General features: G+C 61.1%; 9 protein-coding genes. All 9 read right to left on the reverse strand.

Features of this window, described 5'->3' with window-relative positions; all coding sequences use genetic code 11:
* Window positions 1-127: 127 nt before the first annotated feature.
* The 9 genes from KW849_RS20325 to glnE all read right to left on the reverse strand — a co-directional run bounded on the left by KW849_RS20325 (window position 128) and on the right by glnE (window position 10736).
* Window positions 128-463: a YceK/YidQ family lipoprotein gene (locus tag KW849_RS20325; RefSeq protein WP_218431017.1), complete on the reverse strand. Its 336-nt coding sequence runs from the start codon at window positions 461-463 to the stop codon at window positions 128-130.
* 170 nt (window positions 464-633) lie between these two features.
* A complete protein-coding gene (locus KW849_RS20330; protein ID WP_218431018.1) occupies window positions 634-2085 on the reverse strand; it encodes a lipopolysaccharide kinase InaA family protein in 1452 nt (483 codons plus the stop codon).
* A complete protein-coding gene (locus KW849_RS20335; protein WP_218431019.1) occupies window positions 2085-2837 on the reverse strand; it encodes a lipopolysaccharide kinase InaA family protein in 753 nt (250 codons plus the stop codon). The genes KW849_RS20330 and KW849_RS20335 overlap by 1 nt, the downstream gene beginning before the upstream one ends.
* Window positions 2834-3568 (reverse strand): lipopolysaccharide kinase InaA family protein, encoded by a 735-nt coding sequence (locus KW849_RS20340; protein ID WP_218431020.1) that lies wholly within the window; start codon window positions 3566-3568, stop codon window positions 2834-2836. The genes KW849_RS20335 and KW849_RS20340 overlap by 4 nt, the downstream gene beginning before the upstream one ends.
* A complete protein-coding gene (gene rfaP, locus KW849_RS20345) occupies window positions 3568-4374 on the reverse strand; it encodes a lipopolysaccharide core heptose(I) kinase RfaP (protein ID WP_218431021.1) in 807 nt (268 codons plus the stop codon). The genes KW849_RS20340 and rfaP overlap by 1 nt, the downstream gene beginning before the upstream one ends.
* Window positions 4375-5496 (reverse strand): glycosyltransferase family 4 protein, encoded by a 1122-nt coding sequence (locus KW849_RS20350; protein ID WP_218431022.1) that lies wholly within the window; start codon window positions 5494-5496, stop codon window positions 4375-4377.
* Entirely contained in the window at window positions 5496-6557 is a 1062-nt protein-coding gene (waaC, locus tag KW849_RS20355) for a lipopolysaccharide heptosyltransferase I (protein WP_108218367.1), read from the reverse strand. Before waaC ends, KW849_RS20350 begins: the two co-directional genes overlap by 1 nt.
* Before the next feature lies 1 nt (window position 6558).
* On the reverse strand, window positions 6559-7593 hold the full coding sequence (gene waaF / locus KW849_RS20360; RefSeq protein WP_218431023.1) for a lipopolysaccharide heptosyltransferase II: 1035 nt from the start codon (window positions 7591-7593) through the stop codon (window positions 6559-6561).
* 203 nt (window positions 7594-7796) lie between these two features.
* Window positions 7797-10736 (reverse strand): bifunctional [glutamate--ammonia ligase]-adenylyl-L-tyrosine phosphorylase/[glutamate--ammonia-ligase] adenylyltransferase, encoded by a 2940-nt coding sequence (glnE, locus tag KW849_RS20365; RefSeq protein ID WP_218431024.1) that lies wholly within the window; start codon window positions 10734-10736, stop codon window positions 7797-7799.
* Window positions 10737-11076 lie beyond the last annotated feature (340 nt).

The following is an 11076-nucleotide window of genomic DNA, read 5'->3' on the forward strand; positions in this document are numbered from 1 at the left end:
TTAATGTGCCCTCGCAAGGGGCGAGAGACAGCTAAAGGGCGGGATTATAGCTTAAAAGCAGCGGCAAGCCTCTAGCCGCAAGCGGCCAGAAAATGCGACGGGGACCTCGCGGCATTTTTATCCGCGTTTATCCGCGCGCAGGTCGCCAATAGATGGAAATATTGCCGTCCACGCTTTGCCGGTAAATCGTGTACGGCAAGACGACGGTGTCCAGGACCCCGCAGAAGACCAGATCCACCAAAACGGCCGATGCGAGGATACCCGTAGGATCGGGCGGTGCATTCAATACACAGAAGTCGTAAGCCAGGCCGCTGTAGACCCGAGGAATGGACTGGCAATAGGTCTTTTGCCTGCGCAGCCCCTGCGCTGCGTCGGCTTCATCCTGCAGGACAGTGGCGGCGGTTCCGCAGCCCATTAGCGACACTGATAAAACACCCCATGAAACTGCCATTTTGATCGTCACAGCCTGACCTCCGAGAACGTCAGGCAAACTAGCATCGGGGCGATTTGGGCCACAGTTCATCACTTCCCAAGATCGCGTAGGACGGTTCACAAGAACCTGTCGCCCTTCTCGACTGGCAGTTCCGGCCCCTTCGCGATCCGACTTGTTCGCGAAAGGACCGAAGGTCCGATTCAGGCCGCGCTAGAGATGTCTTTGGGCAAACGCTGATCGATGACCTGATAAAGGGCGCTGCCTTCCGGCCAGTTGCGCATGAACCGCGCGCGATCCCTTGCATACGCCGGGGCGAAACTGCCAAGGGAGCGGTGCTGGCACATCGAATCGAGATCGATCAGCGCCCAGCGATCCTGCTGCCAGAACAGGTTATGCCCCTTGAAGTCGCCATGGCTGATGCGTTCGCGAATCAGCTCGGCAAACAAATGATCCAGCGCCGCCAGCTCGGCTTCCGGTGCGTCGCCGCTTTCAACGTACGGCGCAAAACGCTCAATGATGTCCGGGCCCGACAGGTACTCGGTGATCAGGTAAGCCCGGCTGCGCAGCCACAGAAAACGCGTTTCCAGCAACGCCAGCGGCTTGGGCGTGGCAATCCCTAGGAACGCAAGGCGGTTGCCTTCGCGCCACGAATGCCAGGCCCGGCTCGGGCGCCAGAAGCGTTTGAACCAGTGGGCGAAGCCCTTGATGTTGTAGCGCTTGATCACCAGCGTGCGGCCATCCACCTCGACCTTGCCGACGCTCGCCGCGCCCCCGGTCTTGTACAGATGCCCCTGATCGAGCAGGGTATCGGCCTGCTCCAGCACCAGCACCATCGACGGCTCTTCCTCGCGGCGAATCGCCCGCAAGCCGAAGGCCCCGCGCTGGACGCTGAACAGCGTGCACTCGCGACCGACCTTGATCAGGAAGTCCTTGAGGCGCCAGCTGCGGACCTTGTCGATCTGCTTCTGCAACGCCTCCATGGGCAAGGCGTGTTCGCCGTTGCTCAGCAGGTAATACACCAGCAATTCTTCAATGAAGGGCTCAATCGACTTCGGCATCTGGGCGAAGAACACCCCGAGGTTTTCCAGGACTTTCTGCCGGGACAGCGGCTGGCCCGGCGTTTCGGAGCAAATCCCGGCGCCGTCGATCAAATACAGACGACCACGCTGACGCAGCAAATTGTCCAGGTGCAGGTCCTCCTGCCACAGACCTTTGCGGTGCATCTGACCGATCGCTCCTAACGCCTCGGCCAGCACTGCCCCTTGCCCATCGGATAGTACCGGCTGCTGCTCAACCTGCTTCCAGGTATCACCAAGGCTTTCGGCACCCTCCAGAAACTCGAACAGCAGCCAACCACCCTCGCCTTCTTTCAGGCCATCGGCCAACAGCTGCGGCGTGGTCAATCCTTGAGCAGCAAGCAAACGCACGCCGTCCAGCTCCCGCTGGAAGTGCCGCGCAGCCTTGCTGCCGACCAGCAACTTGGCCAACACCGGCCGGCCACGCCAGACGCCGGCACCGACATAACGTTGCCCCGGCAACACCCGCAACAGGCTCAGCAGTTGCAGCTCGGCGGGGCCGGCGGCGTCGGCCAGCGAAACGCTCAGCGGCAAGCTTGGGGCACGGCCGGCAGACTTCAGTTCGGACAAACGCATCAGCGCGGACTCTTTTGGCTGCGCCGCGCGGTCAACCGCTGCAGCCAGTTGTCGATCAACGAGCTGTCCTGCGGTTGGTCCAGATAGGCGGCCAGCAATTGCCGCAGGTGCGACTCGCCCCACTCGGGCGCGCGGCGTGTCAGCGGCTCCAGATCCTTGATTCGGTCACGCTGCCCGTACAACAGCGGCCGGGTCTTTTCCAGGTCGATCAATTGAGCCTGATAGCCGCTGCCGGTGGCGCGCATGAAAATGTGCTTGGGATAAAAGCACCCATGTACCTGGCGTGCGGCGTGCAACTGCCTGGCCAGCTCGCCACTGGCCTTGAGGATGTCCGAATGCTGCTCAGGGCTCAATTCAGCCCAGCGCTGCAACAGCGAGTCGAGGTCGTCCCAGCCGTCCAGGGCACGCGTCATCAGGATCGCGCGGACTTCGCCATTGACCTTGCGCTCCCCGTAGAACACCGCTTCCAGCGCCGGAATGCCCATCTTCCGGTAGCGGGAGATGTTGCGAAACTCGCGAGCGAAACTCGGCTCGCCGAACGGCGCGCGCAAGGTGCGGGTCAGGTAGTCGCTTTGACGCTTGAGGTAGAAACCATGACCTTCCAGGTCCAGCCGAAACACGCTGCTCCAGCCGCCGCGACCGGTGTTGGGTTCGTCCACCGCATCGAGTTGCTTGGCCCAGAGTGCTTCGAATGTGCCAAGGCCGTGGCGCTCAAGCAGCGCACGGTCTTCAGCGGCCAGAAAATCAGTCATTCGCGTCCCTCGAAAAATCTCACCACATGCCGGATGCGTTTTTTGTCCGCTGCGTTGAGCCGGGTCCGGTTGCGGTATTGCAGGTAAAAGCGCAGGCGCTGGGTCGCCGACAATTGATACTTGGCGACCTTGTCCAGGCACGCCAGATCCTTGGTGATGCGGTACTTGAGCCAGAAACCGCGCCAGAAATCGCCGTTGGGGCAATCGATCAAAAACACTCGAGCTTCATCATCGATCAGCAGGTTGCGCCACTTCAAATCGTTATGGGTGAAGCGGTGGTCGTGCATGGTCCGGGTGTATTGGGCCAGCTGACGACTGACGGTATCGACCCAGGCGCGATCCGACAATTTCGGGTCGTGTCGCTCGGCCAGTGCCGACAAGTCTTCGGTACGCGGCAGTTCCCGGGTAATCATCGCGCCGCGAGCGTAGGCCGCACCGCGCCGCTCCAACCCCCAGGCCACCACTTCGGCAGTGGGGATGCCCCACTTGGCGAAGCGCTTGAGGTTCTGCCACTCCATCTTCACCCGAGGCTTGCCCAGGTAACGCCGCAAGCCTTTGCCAGCACCCACGTAGCGCTTGACGTAATAGTTGACGCCATTGCGCTCGACCCGGATGACCTCCGAGAGCACGTCACTGGTCAAACGCTCGCCTTGCAGCGCAAACACAGCCTCAAGGCTGCCAAAGTCATCGGCCAGCTCGCTGTAGGCCGGATCCAGTTTCCAACCTGACATCAGAGCGCATCCCCGTATCGCAGTTTACGCTCGTAGAGCTTGTTGGCCTTGCCATCGAGCCATGCCAGCAAAGCGGCCTCTTCACTCAGGATCTGGCGCAGCGGTTGCTGGAAATAGCCTTTGAGGAAACGCAGCTTGTCGCGGCGGGTCAGGCCGATGTCCAGCGCGGAAAAGTACAGGGCCGCCAGATCCTTGTTGCGCCAGCGCGAAGTGATCGCCGGACGGGTCTGGGCGCGGTGCAGGTCGATCACCGAGAGCTTGAAATCGTCCGCGGTCACCGGTTTGTCGGTGTGCAGCAGGAAGTGGCAGATGTAGCAGTCGCGGTGGTTGACCCCGGCGCGGTGCATCATGCCGGTCATGCGTGCGACTTCGGCAATCAGTGCACGCTTGAGCTTTGGCTCCGGTGGCTGCTTGATCCAGTTGATACTGAAATCTTCGAGACTGACCGTCGGCGCCAGCTCTTCGGTGACGATGAACGAGTGTTGGTCGGCCGGGTTGCTGCCCTTCTCGCCATACGCGACGGCGGTCATGGTCGGCACGCCGACTTCCTGCAGGCGTTGAATAGCCTGCCACTCCTGACCGGCCCCCAATACTGGAAGCTTGGCAGTGAGCAGGTTCTTGAAAATTTCGCCCCAGCCGATGCCACGGTGGATTTTCACGAAAAATCCGTTGCCATCGACTTCCGTGCGTAAGGTCCGGCGTGCTTCCAGCTCGCGGTACACCTCGCCCTTGAGCCCCTCGACTTCGGCGAACGGGTCGCGTCCGGCCCAGAGGCTCTTGAACGGTTCAGCCAGCATCAACTTCATTTAAGCGTGCTCCGCCAGAATCACATCGGCCGCGTGCTGCGGCATGCTATAGAGGTCGTCCGTCTCGGCGTAGGCCAGACCATTGCGGCTCCAGGCCGCCCTTGCTTGAGCGTCGTTCAACATGCCGGTCAGGTACTGCGTCAGCTGTGCCTGATCGAACGGTTCGTCCAGCACCAGGCCGGCGTCGGCCTCGGCAATGTAATGGGCGTACCCGCACACCGCGCTCACCAGCACCGGCAGGCCAGCCACCAGCGCTTCGAGCAGCACGGTGCCGGTATTTTCGTTGTACGCCGGGTGGATCAACAGATCGGCACCCAACAGGAAACGCGGGATGTCGCTGCGCCCCTTGAGGAACGTGACGTTGTCACCCAGTCCCAATGTCGCACTCTGCATCTGGAATAACTTGGGGTCATCCTGGCCAATTACAAACAGCCGGGTGCGTTTCCTCAACTCGGCAGGCAATGCCGCCAGTGCCTTGAGGCTACGGTCCACGCCCTTGGTCTTGAACCCGGAGCCGATCTGCACCAGCAGCAGTTCGTCGTCCTTGAGATCGAATTCAGCGCGGAACCCGGCGCGAATTTCATCGGCATCCGCCGGTCGGCGACGGTCTTGGGCGATACCCGGTGGCAGCAGGTGGAAACGCTCCAGCGGCGTGTCGTAATGCTTGATGAACAGCGGCTGCTGGACCTCGGAAATCATCAACACTTCAGTCTTGGCGTCCCTGGCGAACACCGCCCGTTCGTATTCGGCGAAGTGGCGATAGCGGCCCCAACGGCGATACAGCGAGTTGCGCAGGTTCTGTGCCTTGTCTTCGAAGCAGCCGTCGGCAGCGTAGTAGACGTCCAGGCCCGGCATCTTGTTGAAGCCGATCAGGCGGTCGACCGGGCGTTTGGCCAGGTCCGCTTCCATCCATTCGCTGAGCTTTTCGTTGCGCCGATGATTGAAGAACGCCTTGACCGGCGCCACCAGCACTTCGAAGCCCGGCGGCACGTCGCCTTCCCAGATCAGCGTGTAGACGCGAATCTGATGGCCGCGCTTCTGACACTCCAGGGCAATGCGCATGAAATCGCGCTGCAAGCCGCCGAACGGAAAATATTTGTACAGGACAAATGCCAATTGCATCAGCGCAGCTCCTCAGCCATTAACAACGTGCTCAGTCGGCTGGCGACACGCTCGGGATTCAGACGCGTGAAGCACAGGGGCCACTCGCGTTTCAGGTCAAATTGACGGGCATCTTCGGCCGTCGGTTGATAGGTGCATTTCTTTTGCAGGCACGGCGCACAAGGGAAGTCGCTGGCCATGTGAATCTGCACCTTGCCATAAGCGCCGGTCAGGCCCGGGTTGGTCGGGCCGAACAGCGACAACGTCGGCACATCCAGCGCGGCGGCCAGATGACCAAGACCGGTGTCGACCGCCACGCAGGCTTGCGCGCCGGCCAGCACCTTGCCGACACCCGCCAGGTTCAGTTTTGGCAGCACTTCGGCGTGCTTGAAACCCGCGGCGATACGCTCGGCCCGGGCTTTCTCCAGGGCATTGCCCCAAGGCAACTTCACCCCGACGCCAAGATAGCCGACCCGTTCGGTCAGCTCGCGCCAGTAGGCTTCGGGCCAGTGCTTGGTGTCCCAGGTGGTGCCGTGCAAAAACACCACGTAAGGATTCTTGCGCGGCAATTCCACCAGGCGCTCGATATTCAGTCCGTAGTCGCCCAGGCCTTTGGGCAAGTCATAACCCAACGCAATGGCGAACAACTGACGCACTCGCTCCACCGCGTGCTGCCCACGGGCAACGGCCAGACGTCGATCATAAAAGCGCGCAGCAATGGGCTCGCGTGCGGAGCTTTTATCGAGGCCAGCCACCGGAGCCTTGACGTAACGGGTCAGCCAGGCGCTTTTCAGCAAGCCCTGGGCGTCTATCACCAAGTCATATTGGGTGGCGCGCACGCTTTGCTTGAAGCGCTTCCACTCGCCGCTCTTGATGGTCTGCCAGATGTTTTTGCGCCAGCGACGGATCGCCACCGGAATCACCTTTCCCACCGCCGGATGCCAGGTCGGGATCTCGGCAAAGCCTTCTTCCACCACCCAGTCGAATTTGATGCCGGGAATCGCCCGCGCCGCATCGGTCAACGCCGGTAACGCGTGAATGACGTCGCCCAGCGAAGAAGTCTTGATCAACAGAACCCGCAAGCTATTTGACCTCGACCACAGTGCCTTGCAACCGCTGCAAGGCTTCGTTCACGGCCTGCGGCATGAGCTGGCGCAGGCAGTTGTAATGACCGAAACGGCAGGTGCGATCGAAGCACGGACTGCACTCGATGCCCAGGCGTACGATTTCGACATGCTCGGCCAGCGGTGGCGTGAAACCCGGCGACGTCGAACCGTAGACCGCGACCAGCGGGCGGTTCAGCGCAGCGGCGACGTGCATCAGGCCGGAGTCGTTGGACACCACAGAATCTGCACAGGACATCAGGTCAATGGCTTCGGCCAGCGAGGTGCCGCCACTGAGGTTCACAGACTCTTCACGCAGACCGGGAATCAGCCGCGCGCGGATGTCTTCGCCCACGGCATGGTCGTTTTTCGATCCGAATAGCCAGACTTGCCAGCCTTCGCGGATCTTCGCTTCGGCGACCTTGGCGTAATGCTCGGACGGCCAGCGCTTGGACTCGCCAAATTCGGCACCAGGGCACAGGGCCAACACCGGACGGTCGAGGGTCAGGCCGAACTTTGCCAGTGCCGCCTCGCGCGTGACCGGGTCAATCTGCAGTGTCGGGCGCGGATAGGGTTTTGGCAACTCGACGCCCGGCTCATAAGCCAAGGCCATGAAGCGCTCGATCATCAGCGGGTAACGATCCTTATCCAGCGTGCGCACGTCGTTGAGCAGGCCATAGCGAAACTCGCCACGCCAGCCGGTGCGTTTCGGGATGCCGGCAAAGAACGGCACCAGCGCCGACTTCAGGGAATTGGGCAACAGAATCGCCTGGTCGTACTGGCCGGCCAGGGATTTGCCGATGCGCCGACGCGTCGCCAGTTCCAGCACACCGTGACCGAGCGGAAAACTCAAGGCCTGGCGAACTTCGGGCATACGCTCAAGAATCGGCCGGCTCCACTCGGGGGCCAGCACGTCGATTTCGCATTGCGGGTGGCGTTGTTTCAGACACTGGAACAGTGTCTGCGCCATCACCATGTCACCGACCCAACTGGGCCCAACGATCAGAATTTTCATGTGGTTTCCATAAACGAACCGGGGAGGCCTACGCCTCCCCGCCTCGAAAATTCTACAGAACAACGCAAATCTACTGTAGGAGCGAGCTTGCTCGCGATGAACCCGAGAACTCCGCGGGGTGTCAGGCTCTCCGCGTTATCGTTAACGACCATCGCGAGCAAGCTCGCTCCTACAGGGAATATTGGCGTATCAAATATCCCGTTTCAGCTTAGCCCCAGCTCACGCCAGATCCGCATGACCTGCTGCCGCTCGTCCGCGAACTGGTCGCCCGGAATCACCCCGGGGTCTTTCTGCAAGGCCTGCCGGTGGGCGGCGGAACGGTACGCTTTATACGCTTCACGCAACAGGCTGGCATCTTCGACGGGCATCAGCCCTTCATGCTCCAGCTCTTCCAGAATGCGGATATTATCCGTCCAGCGCAGCAATGGCGGGTGTGTTTCGGACCACGCCAGGGCCGCGTATTGCACCATAAATTCAATATCGACGATACCTCCGGCGTCCTGCTTGATATCGAACGGCGCCGTGGCTTCGAAGGCATTTGCCCCGGTGCCGGCCGCCGTGCTCTTGCTGCCGAGGTTATCGCGCATCTTGGCGCGCATCTCGCTGACCTCCTGGCGCAGGGTCGGCAAATCACGCGTCTTGCCCAATATCGCGGCGCGGACTTTCTCGAATGCCTGGCCGACATCCTGACTGCCCACCAGCACTCGCGCCCGCACCAGCGCCTGGTGCTCCCAGGTCCAGGCTTCGTTCTCCTGATAACGGGCAAACGCCCCCAGGGAACTCACCAGCAACCCCGACGCGCCGGACGGCCGTAGACGCATGTCCACTTCATACAACTGCCCGGAGTTAGTCTGCGCCGTCAGCAAATGAATGATCCGCTGGCCCAGACGGGTGAAAAATTGTGCGCTATCGATGGGTTTGGGTCCGTCGGTTTCAGCCTGCGGATCGCCATCGTGGATGAACACCAGGTCCAGGTCCGAACCATGCCCGAGTTCCAGGCCGCCGACTTTCCCATAACCGACAATGATGAAGCCGGGATCGCACAAGGTGCCATCGGTGCGCAGCGGCGTGCCGTACTTGGCCACGGTCTGGCGCCAGGCCAGTGCCAGCACTTGTTCCAGGATCGCTTCGGCGAGCCAGGTCAGGTAATCGCTGACTTTCATCAGCGGCAGGCTGCCGGCGATTTCCGAGGCGGCCACCCGCAAGCGGTGCGCCAGCTTGAAGTGACGCAGGGCCTCCATTTGCTGCTCGAGGTCGTCCTCGGGAATTCGCGTCAGACGCTCGCGCAACTCGGCCGCCAGCTCTGGCGCCAGTGGCGGTTTGAACAAGCGGCCTTCGTTGAGCAGTTCGTCGAGCAGCAGCGGAAAACGGGTGATTTGCTCGGCGATCCACGGGCTCGCCGCGCACAGCGTCAGCAAGCGCCGTAGCGCACCGGGGTTTTCGGTCAACAGCACCAGGTACGCAGAACGACGGGCCACGGCTTCAACCAGCGGCAGCACCCGTTCCAGTACCAGGTCCGGATTGTCATGTTCCACGGCCTGTGCCAGCAAACGCGGAATAAAAGCATCAAGGCGTTCGCGCCCCAGACGCTGCATCGCCCTCAATTGTGGGCTGCTGCGCAAGCCGGCCAGGGCTTTCAAGGCTTTGGGGGCATCCTTGAAGCCACCCTCTTCCAGTTGGCGGCAAGCGGCCTCATCGTCCTGGGCCTCTTCCCACAGCGGCAACCACTCACCGCCGACCACCACTTCGCTTTCGGCACCCTGCTCTTCGTCGGGATCGGCGATCACCTGCCCGAAGTGCCAGGCCACGCGGCCGCGCCAATACATCAATTGTTCGTGGAAGGCCGTCCAGTTGGCGAAACCCAGCATAAAGGCAATACGCGCCTGATCCTGCTCGCTATCGGGCAACATCTGCGTCTGGCGGTCGGCAATCGCCTGAATCGCGTGTTCGGTGTAACGCAGGAATTCATAACCCTCACGCAGCTCGCCGATCACGGCCGGCGGCAGGTAACCCTGACCTTCCAGCGTGCTCAGCACCTTTAATAGCGGGCGTTGCTGCAAGCTCAAATCGCGGCCGCCGTGAATCAGCTGGAACGCCTGGGCAATGAACTCGACTTCACGAATACCGCCGGAACCGAGCTTGATGTTGTCGGCCATGCCCTTGCGTCGCACTTCCTGCTGGATCAACTGCTTCATGGTGCGCAGCGCTTCGATGGCCGAGAAGTCCAGGTAGCGCCGGTAAACGAACGGCCGCAGCATCTCCTGCAGTTGCGCGCCGGCGACTTGATCGCCGGCCACCACCCGCGACTTGATCATCGCGTAGCGTTCCCAGTCGCGACCCTGGTCCTGGTAATACTGTTCAAGCGCGTTGAAGCTCAGCACCAGAGCGCCGGACGAACCGTAAGGTCGCAAGCGCATGTCAACGCGAAATACAAAGCCATCGACGGTCATCGGGTCCAGGGCCTTGATCAGCCGCTGGCCCAGACGAATGAAGAACTCCTGGTTATCCAGGGCGCGTTTCACACCGACGGTTTCGCCGCCCTCGGGGTAGGCAAAAATCAGATCGATGTCCGAGGACAGGTTCAACTCCACGGCACCGAGCTTGCCCATGCCGAGAACGACCATCTGCTGCGGCTCGCCGCTTCGCCGGCCGGTCGGCACGCCGAACTGCTGGCAATGCCGCACGTACAACCATTGATAAGCCTGATCGATACTGGCATCGGCCATGTCCGAGAGGTCGCGGCAGGTCTGGATCAGGTCAGCCTGACGGGTCAGGTCGCGCCAGATGATCCGCACCTGATGGCGTGCACGCTGACGGCGCAAGGCGCGAGCAAGCTGATCATCGGTCTCGGCCACGCTCACGGCAGCGGCAATCTGCGCGCACAACTCACCGGGAGCGAAGCAGCGGTCCAGTTCGCCGGACTGCACTAACGCCAGCAACATCAAAGGGTCACGAATACACTGTTCAATCACGAAATCGCTGGCGGCGGTCACGCGGGCAAATTGCGCCCAGCGTTCCGGCGTCCAGGTGGACAGCCCGTGGTCATCGTCCAGGGCAGCGACGGCAGCCCGGAACGACTGCTCGGCGCGAGTGACCAACGGCAGGAGAATGGCGGGCAGTTCGGCAAGCGAAGGGAGGCTCATGGTCTATCCTTGATCGGCGTATAACGGACTGCATGTAGTGGTTTTCGAAAACTCACTACCTGAGGGACTGTCGAACAAAAGTTAGAAATAGCTGAAATTTCTTTAGTTTTGGCAGCCAGCATCAAGCTTTTACCTTTTGTAGTTGGAAAAAGACCAACCTTAACGATTATTCTCACAACGCAGCCGGGGGCTACAAGCCGCTCATCTGTAGTTTTACTACTCGTATATACATTAGACGGGCTGAAATGCCGGAAGATTTGTAGTAAAACTACACGCCGCCGGAACAACCTGTCGGCAATCCAAGAATTCATAACGTCTGCCCACAAGGCCAGTCGCTAAC

This window comes from Pseudomonas sp. PDM26, from assembly GCF_019219185.1.
Taxonomy (GTDB): domain Bacteria; phylum Pseudomonadota; class Gammaproteobacteria; order Pseudomonadales; family Pseudomonadaceae; genus Aquipseudomonas.